The following is a 15,520-nucleotide window of genomic DNA, read 5'->3' on the forward strand; positions in this document are numbered from 1 at the left end:
CTGCGGACGCGGACTACAAAGTCCGCGCTACACTGGCACCTAGGGCTGCCGCCCGAATGCTTTTACGATGGCCGGCGTGATGAACAGCTCGAGGCTGCCGTAGGGCGCCCCGGCAAATCTAGAATCGATGATTTTGAGGCGGTCGGAGTTGGTGCGATCGAAGGCATCGAAGGCGTAGTTGTAGCGGTAACCGGCCTCGGCGCCCAGCCACAGAAAATCGAAGATGGCCCGCTCCCACCGGCCCCGAAATTTCACCTCGGTTTCGCGCAGCTCCAGGGTGCGCAAGGCCCGGGTGTTGGGGTCGGGTTGCCCGTCGCCGTTGCGGCGGCTCAGCGGGGTGCGCAGCTTGATGATGTAGTTGAAGCCGTCGACGGAGTAACCCGCGTAGAAGATGGATTTGGGCGAGCCGTTGTAGCGCACCGTTACGCGGGCCGGAAACAGCGCCTCAATGCCAAACCGCGGGTTGAAGGTGCGGTTGTAAAGCACGGCCGGGTAAATGCTTTGGCGGCCAAAGGTGTAGCCCAGCTGCACGCCCACGCCCCACGAAAACGAAGGGCTGCGCTTCCAACCGTACAAAAACTCCGACGACACGCGCAGGTAATCGCGCAGCGAAAGCTCCGACGACGTGTAGTCGCCGCTCAGCTCGCCTTTCGCCCGAAAAATATACCAGTTTACCTCGTTTATCGGCCGAATTACGGCCAGCTGCGCGCCCAAGGTTTTCAGGCCCTTGTTCTCAATGTTGTCGTAGAGTTCGTACTCAGTGGGCGGGCTTCTGAACTGAAACTCCTCGCGCTCGTAGTTCACCCCCAAAATCATCTTCAGGTGTGGGTTGTTGAGCATCGGAATATAGCCCTTGATGATAAGGCGGGCGTTTTTCTCGGCGTCGGTGGTGTAGTCGCGCAGGCCCACTACCTGGGCGTTCGACTCGGCCCGGAAGCGCGGCATGCGCTCGTAGTGGAAAATGAGGCCCTTGCTGGGGCCCATGCCCACCACCGAGGGCGTGGCAAACTCCTGCTCGTCGGTGGCCGAATCGGGTTGGGCGGGCAAAGGGCGCGGATACACCTGCCCCGGCGGCATAATTTGCGCCTGAGCCGAGGCGGCGGCCAGCAGCAGCGCCACAACGGCCCCGCCGCCCAGAGGAAGCAAACGTGAAAGCATAGGTGAGGAAAGCGGCTGGTTGCCGATGAATCAGTACTGGGGGCGCCGGCGGCGCCTTGCTTGTAACGGTGCCAAGCCCGAAAAGGCTGCTACCAGAGTTATTTTTCGACACCAATCAGAAGGCCCGCCCGCTCAGCCCCGGCTGCCCTAGGTGGGTAGCGGTAGCTGGGCAGGCGGGCCTTGGGGTTAACTGTCGGTTGTCGGATGCCGGTTGCGAATTGCGAGTTGCCGGTTGAGTGCGCCCGGTGTTGACCCGTGGTCTTCCCTAGGTCGTGCACCGCTAACTATCAACTGGCAACCGGCAACTGAATTAGAACAGGAAGTCGAAACCGACGTTGACGAGCCGCTCCTCGCCCACCGAGTAGGTAGCGTTGATGACGGCTTGCTTGAGGACGTCGATCCAAATGCCGCCGCCCACGCCCGTATGAAAGGCGCGCAGGCCCGTGCGGGTGTCCTGCGAGCTGTACACGCGGCCCGCATCGGCCAGGCCCAGGATGCCAAACTTGCCCGGCACCAGGTAGGCGTTGAACGTGAAGAGCTGAATACGCGCCTCGGCGTTGGCGTAGGTAACGCTGCGGCCGGCAAAGCGCGTGCGGCGGTAGCCGCGCAGGTTGGTGGTGCCACCCAGGGTGTTGGCCTGGTAAAAGCGGTAGTCGCCGAGGTTGCGCGCTGCCCCAATGCGGCCGGCCCAGGTAAGCTGGAACGGGAAGTTGGGCGAGATGTAGAAGCGCACCTCCGAGGCCAGGCGCCCGTACTGCAGCTGCTCGCCGTTGAGTTGGCGGTTGTATTCGGCCGAGCCCGTAATGCGCAGGCCAATGCGCGGGTTTTTCGGCGACGAGCTGGCATCGAGGTTAAAGTAAGCCCTGCCGCCGGCGTAGCGGTTCAGCTGAAAGTCGGAGGCCCGCACGCCCGTGGCCGCACCGCTTACGCCGTTGCCGGTGAAGGGGTCGAGGCCGTTCACAATTTCGCTCCCTAGGTCTTCGCGGCTGATGCGCCACTGGTCGTACTGCGGCCCGAAGCCCACCTTCAGGAAGCTAAACAAATCGCGCTCGAGCGTGGGCGCAAACGAGAAGCGCGAGAAACGAATGCGGTAGGTTTCGTTGATGACGCGGTTGCCCAAGGGGTTGCCGCTGCCTTCGCTCTGGGCTACGTTGCGGGTATCGTTGCCCTTACCGAAGTAGTTGTAGAGCAGCTGCGGGCCGTAGAGCTGCGAGCTAACGAGCAGGTCGTACTTGCCCAGCACGTTTACAAAAGTGCCGTTGTAGCGCACGTTGTAGGCGCGGCGGGCGGGGGCATAGTTGGCCACCAGCGTTTGCTCGGTGGCGAATGGCTCGCGCCGGAACCCGTAGGTGCGCAGCGTAGCCCCGCCACCCACAAAAATGCCGTCGTCGATGTTGTAGCCAAAATAGGCAGCCGGCCCAAAGTAGGGCAGCTTGTAGTCTTTGCGGTCGGTGCGCGAGGCGTAGTCGTACTGGCTTACCTCGATGCCGGGCTCGAGGCGCAGGCGGGTTTCGCGGCCGGGCACAATTACGTTGCCGGTATCGGCGTCGTACACCTGCACGGAGTGCGGGCGCAGCAGCGAGCCGCCCACGCGGCTTTCGTCCACAATGGTGTCGCGGTCGGTGCCGCCGATGATGCGCAGCCGGATGCCGCTGGGCGCGTTGCCCGTTACGCGGTAGCTGTCGTTGCCGGCAAAGCCGTACAGGCGGATTTCCTTGGTGGTTTTGCCGTCGTAGGTTTGGTCCCAGAGGGTTTTGCTGGTTTGGCCCTCCTTGTTCACCTTTTTCACCAGCACGCGGGTTTTGTTGCCCGCCAGGCGCTGCACGATAAACCGTTCCTGCTTTTCGCTGCCTTTCACCTCCACTTTGTTGTTGACTACCTCGTAGTAGTCGGCCGCCAGTTCGGGCAGCAGTTCGCGGCGGCTTTTCAGCTTGCGTGCAATTTCGGGGCCGTGCAGCTGGTAAATTTCGGCGGGCCAGCGGCTGCGCAAAGCCGAGTCGATAACGGCATCGGTGAGGCGGGCTTTCAGGTCTTCGGCCGTTTTCACCCAGTCCTCCTTCGACACCTCGCCCAGGAACACCCGGTCGTTGGCCAAGGCCGTCAGGTTCAGGCCTTTCCAGTCGGCGTAGTCGTCGCCGAAGTTCTGGAAGTTGCGAATGGCCCACTTGCGGCGCGCCAGCCACGGGAAAAACCCGTCGCCTTTAAAGAAAGCAATGTCGCGGTCTTCGGGCACGGCCGTAAAGGTTCGGTCGCCTTCTTCGTCCTTGTTCTCCGCCCAGCGCCACTGGTCTTCGTGCCGGTCCCAGTCGCCAATCCACATATCAAACAAGCGCGAGCGAACGAAGGCCTTTGCGCGAACCTTGTTGTCGTTGTCCTGGCGCAGGCGCTCCAGCACGCGGTCGGTGCCCACGAGGTTTTGCGCGTACCCCAACGAGGCCACGTTGGCCTGGTTGTCCTTGGCGTCTTCCTCAATCATGGCCGGCGTGTTCTCGAAGCGGGCCAGGTATTGGCCCAGCAGCGGGTCGCGCGGCACAAAACGGCGCTCGGGGTTGGTGTGCAGAATGCCAGCGGCCTGGGCCAGCGGCGGAATCACAAACGCTCCGTAGGGGTGCTGCGCCGAAATCTGATCTTGCAGAATGTCCTTGGCGGCGGTTTCGCGCAGGGCTTCGGGCAGCACCGCCGCGGGGTCTTTGTCGAGCGAGCGGATGGTGTAGTTGCGGCCTTCTTCGTTGCGCACTTTCAGCGAGGCCGTTTGCTTGCCACCGCCAATCTTATAGGGCTCGAGGCCGCCTTTTTCGGTGGCGAGGTCGAGCACCGGAAACTTAACGGGCGTGGCCCACTCCTGGCGGTAGTGCTGGCCAAACAGCGCCTTGTGCAGCCCGCCGCGTTTGGCGTAGCGCGGGTTGATGGCCACGGTAACGGTGGAGTCGCTGAATTTGGGGCGGCCGGCCACGTTCACGTTAAAGGGGTCGGTGGGGGTAGTGGGCGCATCGCCGGCTTCGGCCTGCTTGGCGTAGAGCGACTGCCGGAACACCAAGCGGCCCGATTGGCCCTGCTCGTTGGGCACCCAGTACTCCACCCACACTTCGCCGTTCTGGTAGTAGTTCACGCGGGCAAAACCTTTCTCTTTGTCGGAGAAGATGGCCTCGCCGTTGCGGCCGGGTTTTACGTGCTGGGTTTTGCAGCCCGAGCCGCTCACGATGTGGTGCAGGTTTTCGGCTTTGAAGTACTGCAGGTTGTGCTCGTGGCCGGCGGCGTAAATCGTGTTGGGGTATTTGGTGAAGATGTCCATCAGCCCCTTTTTGTACTGCTGGTACAAGGGGTGCGGAATATCCTGCGAAATGCCGCCGTACTTGCGCGCAAACGGGTAGATGGAGCCAATAATGGGCAGCGGTACAAAAGCGTATTTGTACACGATGCTCAGCGGAAAGAAGTGGTCGGCGAGGGTGAAATAGCCGCCGTGGATGCCATCGGAAAAGATGGGGTGATGGCCCACCACAATCACGTTTTTGTTGCGGTGCTTGGCCATCAAATCCTCGAGCTGCACGAAGAAGTCGGTTTCGTTGGCTACGCCACAGCCGCTGTTGGCGCCGTAGGGCCGCTCGCGGGTTTGCAAAAACCACTGCGAGTTGATGGCAATGATGGCGAGGTTATCCTGCACCAGAATTTCGTAGGGGCCGGGGCAGCCGTTGCCGGGCACGTAAAACGGCCCCGTGCGCGTGAAAGCGGCCGAGTCGCGGTTCATGAACTCCTCGGCAAATACCTGCGCCCGAATTACCTGCTCGAGCGAGCCGGGCAAGCCCTGCTTCCAGTCGTGGTTGCCGGGTATCATGTACTTCTCGCCCTTGTAGTCGCGCAGCACGTTGATTTGCTCGATGAGGCGCTGCTCCGACACTTTGCGGTCGTAGGCGCCCACGGGGGGCAGGCCGTACTCGTAAATGTTGTCGCCGAGGTACACGGTGGTGCTTCGCTCACCCGCTTTCAAAATTTCGCGGCGCATGAAGTTGAGCGACGGCTCGCCGCCTTTTTCGGGCAGGGCGGGCGCGCCCACGTCGCCGATCAGGAACACGGAGTAGCGCAATTTGGCGCTGTCGGGCGGGGTTTGCTGCTGCCAGTCGCGGCCGATGCCGCGGTAGTTGGGGCGCTCGGGGTGGGCAGCCTGGGTTTTGCCTTCCTGGGCTACGGCGGGCCTCAGAAACAGGCTACCGACCAGCAGCAACAGGCCAGTCAGGAAAGGTCGGGTCATATAGAAAGACGAGAAAGAAACGTGCGGGTAAGTGGCGCTGCCGCGGCAGGCACCTAGGCGTGTGAGAGACGCGTACGAGGTACAATAGTAGCCGATACGCAGCTCAACGCTTTGGCGTTGGGTTGCCGCCGATACGCACCGGGGCCCTAGGTGGTTGGGCGGCTTTTAGAACCCGGCGGCCGCGCTTGCGTTGTAAAGCCATTGGGCCCCGCTGCGGGCCGCACCTTCCGCCCTCAATGGAAACGACTCCTACTCTCAAACCGGCAAAGGCCGAAATTGTAAAGCAGGCCAAAGCCTACATCGAGCAGCTATTTGCGCAGCAACTGCCGCCGCAGCTCGTTTACCACTCGTTTAAGCATACCAACACCGTAGCCAAAGAAGCCGCCGCCCTAGGTGAGGCGGCCGGCCTGCCGCCGCAAGACCTGGAGGCCCTGATCCTGGCGGCGTGGTTTCACGACGCGGGCTACATCGACCGCTACGACGGCCACGAGTACCGCAGCATGGAGCTGGCCGAGCAGTGGCTGCAAGGCAAGGACTACCCCGCCGAGCGCATTGCCGTGGTGAAGGACATCATCCGGGCTACGCACCGCGACGAGCCCCGCAAAACCGAGCTCCACAAACTGATGGTGGACGCCGACATGAGCAACCTCGGCCGCGACAACTGCCTGGCCGACGCCGAGTTGCTGCGCACCGAGTGGGAGGCCACGCAAGGCCGCGTGTTCAGCAACAAGGAGTGGGCCGAGTACCAGCTCGATTTTTTGCTGCAGCACAAGTTTTTGTCGGAGGCCGGCAAAGCCCGCTATAAAGACGCGCTCAAAGACAATGTAAAAGAGCAGCACAAGCAGCTGAAAAAAATCGAGAAGAAAAGCAAGAAGCAACAGGAGGAAGCTGAGGGCTTTGCCGAGGGCAAGCGCGGCGTGGAGACCATGTTTCGCTCCACGTACAGCAACCACATTCAGCTTTCGGGCATGGCCGACCAAAAGGCCAACATGATGATCAGCCTGAACGCGGTGCTGCTGTCGGTTATCATTACGTACCTGGGGGCCAAAACCTCCACCCTAGGTCCGGCCTTCACTAAGAACCCCGTACTGGCCGTGCCCATGGGCTTGCTGGTGGCCACGTCGCTGGGCTCGGTGGTTACGGCCATCCTGTCGGCGCAGCCCGATGTAACCAGCTTTAAGTGGCTTCGCCGCTCGCCCCAAATTGCCACCAACCGCCGCGTAAACCTGCTGTTCTTCGGCAACTTTACCCGCCTCAGCCTCGACCACTTTCAGGACGGCATGCACGAGCTGATGCGCAACCGCGAAATGCTGTACACCAACATGGTGACGGACATTTACTACCTAGGCGAGGTGCTCTCGCGCAAGTACCGTTTGCTGCGCGTGAGCTACACCATTTTCATGGTGGGCTTGATCCTGACCGCCTTGGCCTTCGGCATTGTGATGTTGTATAAGGCGTAGGCTTTGAGGCTCGGAATGGCAGCACGAAAAGCTCCCCTCCTCAGATGAGGAGGGGAAGCGGCCACGCAGTGGACGCTGGGGTGGTTGACGGGCGTCGGATAGTAATTACCTAGGCAAACAACGTCAACAACGATTGTCAACCACCCCCGTTGCTGCTAAAGCAGCAACATCGCCTCCTCATCTGAGGAGGGGAGTTTTTCTTTCCTGCCTTGCCCTATCTGCCCTACCCCACCTGCTCGCAGAGCGCTGTGAGCTGACGGATGGAGTAGGCAAGCCAGCGGCGCAGGCGGCGGAGCTGGCCACGCCGAATCGTGCGCAGGGGGCTGGCCACGTGGCCGTAGCGGAACTCCATGCTGATGAGGCAGTGCCGGTCGTCTACTTGCTCGAGGTAGTAAATGAGCATGGCGTTCGGGAACAGGCGCCAGTGCGACACTTTCTCCACGTACTCGATGTGGTCGTCGGCCACGATGCGTTGCACGGCTTGCAGCCCGATTTGGCCGTTGTACAGATCGAGGGTGTAGCTGGTGCCGGGGCGAAAAGCCTTGGTAACGTCGTAGTGCACGGCGGCGGTGCCGGCCAGCCAGCGCGGCCGCAGCCGAAAGTTGCTGAGCACCCGAAAAGCCAGCGCGGCCGGTACCGCCGCCACGCGCCGCACCTTAATGCGGCAGGTAACGGGCAGCTTGCCGTCGTCGGATTCCGACTGCAGCAGCAAGCGCAGCGGCGTGAGGTAAGCGTAGCGGTACTGGATTTCGCCTAGGTAGTCGTACACGGTGGCCGAGTGCTGCAGGCGCGTCCAGGCAAAGCAGCGGGCCAATTCCTCGGCGGGTTGGGTGCGCAGGTAATCCTCGGTCAGCAAAATGTACTCCGAGCCCGACACGTTGTTTTTGAGCAGGCGGTGGGCCACTATCACGTCGCGGCCCAGCAGCTTGGTGAAGCTCCGGATTTGCGACACGCTCACGCGCCCGTAGTGCACCACGATTTTCAGCGTGAGGTCGGCTTGCTGCAGGGCCGCCGTGAGCTCTGAGCCGGTGTCGCGCGCTACCAGCTTAAGGTAGTTCTGAAAATCAAGGAAAATGCGCCGGCACTGCTCCACCAACTCGGCAACGGTGGGCGGCTCGCCGAGGCGGTAAAACAAAATGGCATCGCCCTGGATTTCGGCCACCTCCAGGTCAAGGGTATTGGCCTCCACCAGTATCTCGAGCAAATCGGCCACGAGGTGGGGCGCCTGCGGGTGGTTTGCTTCTTCGATAAAGCGCGTGAAGCCGCTGATGTCGGGGATGAACAGCAGGGCGGGCTCGGCGTCATCGGGGAGGGCGGCCCTAGGCCGCATGCCGGCCAGGCGGCGGGCGGCGCGCAAATCTTCCAGTAAACTCATATATCAGCGCTAGCGGGGTGGGCCGCAGAGCAACAGGTGCCCGTACGGCTATACGGCCGCCGGCCCCGGCAGGATGTTGGCGCCGCCGAGCGCCTGCCGTTTGGGCTGCTGCCCCTTTCGGCGTACCTTTGCGGGCAACGGGCTGCGTAGTTCAACGGATAGAATAGGCGTATCTTAGTATAAGTCAATTCAACTATTTGATAGTTAGTCAATTGACCTTGTTAAAAATGGAATGTTAACAAAAACGTTAACAAGTTTAATAGAAACAATATTCATTAAGTTATTAACAAACAGTTACTTAACTATCAATCTTTGTACAGCAGCAGCGGTATAGGAACAGCCCCGGCGCGTCTTGTAACCACTGGCATTCAGCACATTAGCTATTTCCCGTAGACTTTTGCCTTTTTCGCGGAGTAGTTCAATAAGCATAGCCGCTTGCACGTTGGCGGCGTTGGTTTTGGCGTTTTCTTGGCGTACCTGCTGACCTTTCAGGCGTCCGGCGTCGGTTAGGTTGGATACGTTGCCGAGGGCTTCACCACGTTGCTTTTTAGCCTGCAATGCGGCTTTCGTGCGGGTGGAAATCAGTTCGCGTTCGTGTTGTGCCATTGAAGCGAAAATGCCTTTCGTCAGGGTGTTGAGTTCGGGCATATCGACTGCCACGAACGGAACATCCAACGTCATGATATAAGCAGCATCCCGGCTTAGGCGGTCTAATTTTGCAATTAGCAGCGTAGCCCCGGCTGCTTTGGATTCGGCAATAGCAGAAGCCAGTTGCGGGCGGCTATTGTTCTTGCCGCTTTCCACCTCAACAAATTCAGATACGATACTGCCAGCATTCTTAACGTAGCCTTGTACGCTGGCTTGCTGCGCTTCTAAACCTAAACCAGACTGACCTTGCTTAGCGGTCGAAACGCGGTAGTAGGCTACGTACTTTTTCATCTTGGCTGGGCTTACAAGTGAACCGATAGCCAAAGATAACGAAGTGTATCATTACTGCAAGGGATGTTATAGAAATGATACAGCCGCATGGACACAATGCGCGCTTAGCTGGTTATACAGTGCTATTTGACTTATTTTCAATACTTTATACTGTTTTTAAGCTATAAAAGCGAATAGGCGCGAATCCAAACAGGTCAGAGGCTGATACTTACCTTCACATTACCACCATTTTCCATTTGACTTAGTTAAACACTTGACTTTGACCATGTTGCTTAATATTCGAAGGTATTGAATTATTTGATTGAGTGTGGATTAGAGGCGTTTTGGACTACTATAGTTATGCGTAACAACTACACTGGTTAGATAAAACAATAAAAGCGTAGGATATACCGTCCTGAACTGCTACGAAACAGGACGGTATACACCTACGCTTTCGCGGCGGGTTTCGGCAATTAGGCGAAACAATCGACGCTTTTTGAGGCAGCGGAAACAGGCTGCTTCACACGTAACTTTATTAGTTGTTGGTTAAAGTATTCCATCAATTCGTAGGCAAGGGATACAGACAATGCCCGTTCCCAATCTTCAAGGCGTTTGGCTATCTTATAGTTTTCGAGACAATTTTTAATCAGTCGTTTTTGGTAGTTGGTATCTTGTTTCATGCTTGGCGAAGTAGTTTCGTTTGCTTTATATGTATTCACGTGTTGAAAATCGATTAGGCTAATTCTAGTACACTTTTCTTTTTTGGCTTTGTCCTTCAAGCGAAAATCTACTAAGCGTGTGAACGTACGCTTAAACAGTGAAAGCAGCTTGGCGGGGTCGGTAAGGTCGGACAGCGCAGGTTCTACTTTCGTATGCTTCGTGCTTTTCGTAAAGTGTCGCTGCGTAAGATGGTCTAGTTTATTATACTGGTATTCGGTTATGCTTGCATCAAGATTATCCACGTACACTGACCGGCTTTTTACCATTGCTTTACGACTTTCGCGGACTTCAATCCTGTATATATTTTGGCTTATGTCGAGTCCGTTATTTTTATGAAATTGTTTGATAAAACCAGTATGTCCTTTGAGGCTTTTGTTATAGAAAGCTACTTGCGAATAGGACCGCTTGCCAACGTAAAACGTAGCATCTTCTTGACCAGTACGATACAGCGTAGATACTTTCTGAATGTTATTCGTTATTTGGTTACGAACAATGAACCATTTGGCATGGTCAAAAAAGTTGTCGAGTAGCATAGCAATAGCGTCTGCGTTTGTGTCGAGGGCTATTTCATAGCTGCTAATATTGTTCAGCGACAGGCTTAGCGCATCCAATACGATGTTGAGGTCGGGCAACCAAACAGAGTATAACAGGCGTTTGGCAACCTTGAACGCCAACATGGGTTTGCCAGCGTAGAACGCCGTTGGCGAAGTAGGCAGCAAACGTATAAAACCTATTTCCAGACCATTGTAGACAACTTCGTAACGCAACTGGTAATGACCTTCGGTTTCTACTTTGTATAGCGTTACGCTGCCTAGTTCGTACGATTCGCGGGCATTCTCTAAGGTAATCGAGTGCAGGTTTAAGTTGTTGTTTGGTTGTTGAATAAGCATCAATTCGAGACGGTCAAGAACGACCGTATAATTTGTAATCATTGTAGCAGTTTTATTTTATTTAAGAATAGAGGCGTTTTGGACTACTATAGTTATGCGCATCTATCTTATATAATCTGCAACGTTGGCTGAGTTTGCAGTCAGCAAACGGTCAAACAGCTAAAACACTAATAATCAGGTAGAATAAATTTTATAAAAAAGAACGCCGTTAAGCGCCCAAAAAACTATTCAAACATATTGGTAATAGCCGTAGCTATTTAGTCAATACCGTGTTTCTTGGCTTCCTGCGAAACCAACAAGTGTATTGCGGTCAAATCCATATTTGTATCGAGGAAGTGCTTAGTAATCGTCGTTTGCTTTTCAGCGTCCTTAACAAATAATGCTAACTGAACTGCTACCCAGTAACAACTTGTAGTTACAGCCTTTATCAATTTCAGGAATTGAGTTACATCCCTAAATTCCCTTCCGTTCGGTACGTTGTCACGTAGCCGAATAGCATTCAGCCCTACTTTATCGCCGTGGGCTACGTGCGAAGCCATTTTCCAGAAGAACTGCAACACCTCTAACGCTATCAACGGGTTAAGGTCTTTGTTCTTTTCAAGGCTAAGTATAATGCCATTAAAAGACCAATCGTTAGACAATAGTTTCCGCTTGTCTTTTGGAACCTTTGATTCCAATTCACTTCTTTCTTCATCAGTAAGGATAGTCTTTTTGAATGTGTCTATATCATTCATATTTCCATGCTTCACAAGCTTTTCAACCGCCGCAGAGTAACGCAAATATTCCATGTCGCTAATCTGCGACCAAAATTCGTTTAGCTTTATTTTTAGCTGTGCTTCATCTTTCTGCGTGGTTATTATCAGGAACTTAGACAATACTTCTAACACTGAACGGAATATAATTTCAGCATCCCATAGCTTATCCTGCTGCACAAGTAGTGCTACGGTCGAACTTCTATCGATAATGAATTTAGCCAAGGGGAATATATCATCGATAATTTCGGCATTAGCATCAAAAATCGACTGCACTTCATCAACCAAATATTCAAAAGCTTTGGCAGATATATTAAACGCCGTAACTCTAACCTTTTCAAAGTCTAGCTGTCCTTCCATGTGAATTATGCTGCGTGAACCACACTCCATTACTTAAACGCTACCAGTCGAGGCGTTTGGCTATTGCTTCGTTTATCTTGCCCGTATGGCTTTTAGAAAACGTACCTATATACGACTCCGTAATCTTCAAGCTGCTATGCCCTAGCGCTTTCGAAATGTCGTACACATCGTATCCTTCGCGGTCGGTTAGCAGCAAGTTTGTATAGGCGTGTCGGGCTAAATGGCTGGTTATATTGGTGCTAATCTTGGCTAGCTTTTGAATTTCTTTGAGGTGACGGTTATACACCACCTTGGCGTTGTGCATGGTCTTATACTGCTTATCCGCAATACTAATGCTGGTAATAGGTTTGGGAAAATCGGTGGTTGACAGGAACGAGAATATATGTTCGTTCGCGTATTTGGGATGGGTTGCCAAGGACGAAAGCGCACGTGTTAGACTGTCACGCAACCAACGCAAGTTGTTCTGGTAATCGACAACTAGTTCATTATCTATGAATGTTTCGTCATGCAAATAACCAATCGGCAACGTTTGTATGGTTTTATCCATCATAACAGAGTCAATAGCTTTTTCTTGGCTAATTCGTAGCGTTTCACGAATCTTGTTTAAGTCCTTATGTTGTTTAAGCGCAGGTAGTTGTTCGGCTATTTCTATCAGTATCGAGTACATTTTATCATTGATAAAAACGGACATTTCTTTACCAGTTTTGAACATGGTATAAGCAATGTGACCGTCCGGCTGAATGTTAGACCAACGTAGCCGCATCATATCACTTACGCGCATACCTTGCGCTAGTAGCTGGAATAGAAAAGCGTTTTGGGCAAGGCGTAAACGGTCGGGAACAACCGCTAAGCGAAAGGCTTTAATTTCTGATTCGGACAGTATTTCACGTTTCTTATTGGTACGTGTATAGTCTACAGAAATGTACGGGTGTATCGCGTACGTATGCTTGCGTTCCTTAATAGCGCGGTTAATAATTTGGCTATACATTTTCATGTAATGGTTAGCAGTGTTTCGTTCAATTGTTTTGAGTAGGTAAGTATGTAGTTCGCGTACCAGTTCAGGCGTTAATTCTTCAAAGCGTAGTGTTAGCTGGTTACGCTGCTTTAGAAACGCTTTCAGCTTGTTGTACACCGTTTGGTACTTCGTGCGGCTGCCGTGGCTTGTAATGCTATTTATGAAGCTTTCAGCGTAGCTAGTGAAACTGCCAGCGGCGGGGGAAACGTCGGCTAGGTTGTTCACCTCTGCCACTTCTGCCAGCTTCGTCGTAATCGTACTGTTAATGGTCTTGTAGTCGAGTGCATCGGTACGCTTGACACGTTGGCTTGCTTCATCCCAATACTTGGCAGGTATGCGTACGCCAAGGCTTTTGTATGTGCGTTTGCCGTTACGGTCTTCGCGTAGGCTTATCATGCCCTCCGCATCCGTACGCTTACGTTTCCACAACACCACGTCAGTCACAGTACCTGTTTTCATGCTATTTTTGTGTTAACACGTGTTCGTTTTTAAACTGTTAACAAGGTAGCGTTAACGAATCCGTTAACAAAATGGTCATTTTTGTTAACAAAAGTTTAGGAATAAACCGACGCAAAACGTTCAAAAACAGCGTTTTATACTGGCTGCGTAGTTCAACGGATAGAATAGGCGTTTCCTAAACGCTTGATATGGGTTCGATTCCCGTCGCGGCTACCACTGCTTAGGGCTTAGGATTTAGGTTTTGGGGCTTGGTAGCCCGCGGCTTGTTGCCAAAACCTAACGCCTAAGCCCTAACGCTTTTTGGGGCAGTTAGTTGGTATCGGGTAAACGAGGGCCATAATTTATAGGAGGCGCGAGGAGCATGCTCTTCAGTTGAGCAGGGGATGCGGCGGCTACCACCGCTGGGGCAGTTGGCTTCGCAGCTAAGAGCCTCACTCGCCAAAAGCAACCATCCGAAGCTGCCGTCTGTTACGCTTGCTCGTATTCGAACGAGATGAAGAAAAACCTCGCGCAGCTGCCGGTTTCGATACTCGACTTGGCTGTTATACTCGACGGCCACACGCCGGCCGATACTTTTCGCAATACCCTTGCGCTGGCCCAGCACGCCGAGCGGTGGGGCTACCGCCGTTTTTGGCTGGCCGAGCACCACAACATGGCCAGCATTGCCAGCTCGGCCACCGCAGTGCTTATTGGCCACGTGGCCGGTGGCACCTCGCGCATTCGGGTGGGCTCGGGTGGTGTTATGTTGCCCAACCATGCTCCCCTGGTGGTGGCCGAGCAGTTTGGCACCCTGGCTACCCTGTACCCCGACCGCATCGACCTAGGGCTGGGCCGCGCCCCGGGCACCGACCCACTTACGGCCCAAGCCTTGCGCCGCGATTTGCAGGGCTCGGTAGAGGATTTCCCGGCCCACGTGCAGGAGTTGCTGCAGTACTTCTCGGCCGACAACCGCACCAGCCGCGTGCGCGCTATTCCCGGCGAAGGCCTCGACATACCGGTGTGGCTGCTGGGCTCGAGCACGTACAGCGCGCAGCTGGCCGGGTTGCTGGGTCTGCCGTTTGCTTTTGCCAGCCATTTTGCTCCGGCGCAACTGCAAGCGGCGCTGCATTTGTACCGCGAAAACTTCCGGCCCTCGGCGTACTTGGCCGAGCCCTACGCGGCAGCCTGCGTAAACGTAATTGCCGCCGACACCGGCGCCGAAGCCGAGCACCTTGCTACTTCGTTTTACCAACTGGCCCTGAACATTATCCGCGGCACCAGCCGCCCGCTGCAGCCGCCCGTGGCCAGCATGCAGGGCGTTTGGTCGGATATGGAACGCGAAGCCGTGGGTCAAATGATGGCGTACTCGTTTGTGGGGGGGCCGGCCAAGCTCGAGCGTCAGCTTCAAACCTTCCTCGACGCCACCGGCATCGACGAGCTACTGGCCGTTTCGCACATTTACGACCACCCGGCCCGCTTGCGCTCCTATGCGCTGCTCGGTAGCCTTTGCCAGCCAGCGGCTGTGGCCGAGCCGGCGCCCGACGCTGCCCGGCTGGTTTAGCCGCAGCTGTGCCCGCCCGCTTTTGTAGCTTTCAATTCACCGCCCATTTCGAACTCATGCGTAGCTGCGGCCGGACGTGGGCACCGCCCTGGTGCACTTTCGGCGCCCGCGTGCGTATACCCCGTGCCTTTCCCTTACGCGTAGCTTATGACTCCCTTGCCGAGCGTGTTGTTGGTAGACGACGACACCACCACCAACTTTCTCAACCAAACGTTGCTTACTCGACTGGGAGTGGCCAAGCACATTTACGTGGCCCTGAACGGCGAACAGGCCCTTGCGCGCGTGCAGGAGCATTGCGCCGAACTTACCCCTACCCCCGAGTGCCCGACCCTGATTTTGCTGGACGTGAACATGCCCGGCATGAACGGCATTCAGTTTTTGGAGGCCTACCGCCAGCTGCCGCAAGCTCAGCAACAAGCCTCGGTGGTGGTGATGCTGACGACCTCGATGCACCCGCGCGATGTGGAGCGCGTGCAGCAGCTGCGCGTGGATGGCTTCGTGAACAAACCCCTCACCGCCGAAAAGGTGCAGGAGTTGCTGCGCACCCACTTCCCCGAACAAATCAGCGCTGCCGGGTAGGCACCTTGGGTGGGGCCTACCCGGCACAGGTGTGCTTTTGGCTACCTA

The 15,520-nt window shown here is 55.5% G+C and carries 10 protein-coding genes and 1 tRNA gene; 4 read left to right on the forward strand and 7 right to left on the reverse strand.

The window, feature by feature from the left end; translation table 11 throughout:
* Positions 1-39 precede the first annotated feature (39 nt).
* Together D3Y59_RS11240 and D3Y59_RS11245 are read right to left on the reverse strand one after the other, a co-directional pair.
* Positions 40-1,158 carry a DUF6268 family outer membrane beta-barrel protein gene (locus tag D3Y59_RS11240; RefSeq protein WP_162910702.1) on the reverse strand — a complete coding sequence of 373 codons (1,119 nt, stop codon included), beginning with the start codon at positions 1,156-1,158 and terminating at the stop codon, positions 40-42.
* 310 nt (positions 1,159-1,468) lie between these two features.
* Complete coding sequence (locus tag D3Y59_RS11245; RefSeq protein ID WP_119445139.1) at positions 1,469-5,404, reverse strand: metallophosphoesterase; 3,936 nt, start codon at positions 5,402-5,404, stop codon at positions 1,469-1,471.
* 236 nt (positions 5,405-5,640) lie between these two features.
* Here D3Y59_RS11245 and D3Y59_RS11250 point away from each other — a divergent pair, with 236 nt between their 5' ends.
* Positions 5,641-6,864, forward strand: a complete 1,224-nt coding sequence (locus D3Y59_RS11250) for a Pycsar system effector family protein (protein WP_119445140.1) — start codon at positions 5,641-5,643, stop codon at positions 6,862-6,864.
* A gap of 223 nt (positions 6,865-7,087) precedes the next feature.
* On the opposite strand, the gene D3Y59_RS11255 is transcribed toward D3Y59_RS11250, so the two are convergent.
* The 5 genes from D3Y59_RS11255 to D3Y59_RS11275 all read right to left on the reverse strand — a co-directional run bounded on the left by D3Y59_RS11255 (position 7,088) and on the right by D3Y59_RS11275 (position 13,353).
* Positions 7,088-8,239: a DUF2652 domain-containing protein gene (locus tag D3Y59_RS11255; RefSeq protein WP_119445141.1), complete on the reverse strand. Its 1,152-nt coding sequence runs from the start codon at positions 8,237-8,239 to the stop codon at positions 7,088-7,090.
* 294 nt (positions 8,240-8,533) lie between these two features.
* The gene (locus D3Y59_RS11260; RefSeq protein WP_119445142.1) at positions 8,534-9,178 is read right to left on the reverse strand and encodes a recombinase family protein; all 645 of its coding nucleotides are present in this window, start codon (positions 9,176-9,178) and stop codon (positions 8,534-8,536) included.
* A 452-nt stretch (positions 9,179-9,630) separates the two neighbouring features.
* The gene (locus tag D3Y59_RS11265) at positions 9,631-10,809 is read right to left on the reverse strand and encodes a hypothetical protein (RefSeq protein WP_119445143.1); all 1,179 of its coding nucleotides are present in this window, start codon (positions 10,807-10,809) and stop codon (positions 9,631-9,633) included.
* A 215-nt stretch (positions 10,810-11,024) separates the two neighbouring features.
* The gene (locus D3Y59_RS11270; RefSeq protein WP_162910703.1) at positions 11,025-11,879 is read right to left on the reverse strand and encodes a DUF5677 domain-containing protein; all 855 of its coding nucleotides are present in this window, start codon (positions 11,877-11,879) and stop codon (positions 11,025-11,027) included.
* Positions 11,880-11,919: 40 nt separating this feature from the next.
* Positions 11,920-13,353: a site-specific integrase gene (locus tag D3Y59_RS11275; RefSeq protein ID WP_119445145.1), complete on the reverse strand. Its 1,434-nt coding sequence runs from the start codon at positions 13,351-13,353 to the stop codon at positions 11,920-11,922.
* A 141-nt stretch (positions 13,354-13,494) separates the two neighbouring features.
* Between D3Y59_RS11275 and D3Y59_RS11280 the strand changes: the two genes are divergently transcribed.
* The 3 genes from D3Y59_RS11280 (at position 13,495) to D3Y59_RS11290 (ending at position 15,472) form a co-directional block, all read left to right on the forward strand.
* Positions 13,495-13,569 (forward strand) — tRNA-Arg (locus D3Y59_RS11280).
* A gap of 277 nt (positions 13,570-13,846) precedes the next feature.
* The gene (locus D3Y59_RS11285; protein WP_119445146.1) at positions 13,847-14,893 is read left to right on the forward strand and encodes an LLM class flavin-dependent oxidoreductase; all 1,047 of its coding nucleotides are present in this window, start codon (positions 13,847-13,849) and stop codon (positions 14,891-14,893) included.
* 147 nt (positions 14,894-15,040) lie between these two features.
* The gene (locus D3Y59_RS11290) at positions 15,041-15,472 is read left to right on the forward strand and encodes a response regulator (protein WP_119445147.1); all 432 of its coding nucleotides are present in this window, start codon (positions 15,041-15,043) and stop codon (positions 15,470-15,472) included.
* Positions 15,473-15,520 lie beyond the last annotated feature (48 nt).

The sequence above is a fragment of the Hymenobacter oligotrophus genome, assembly GCF_003574965.1.
Taxonomy (GTDB): Bacteria; Bacteroidota; Bacteroidia; order Cytophagales; family Hymenobacteraceae; genus Solirubrum; species Solirubrum oligotrophum.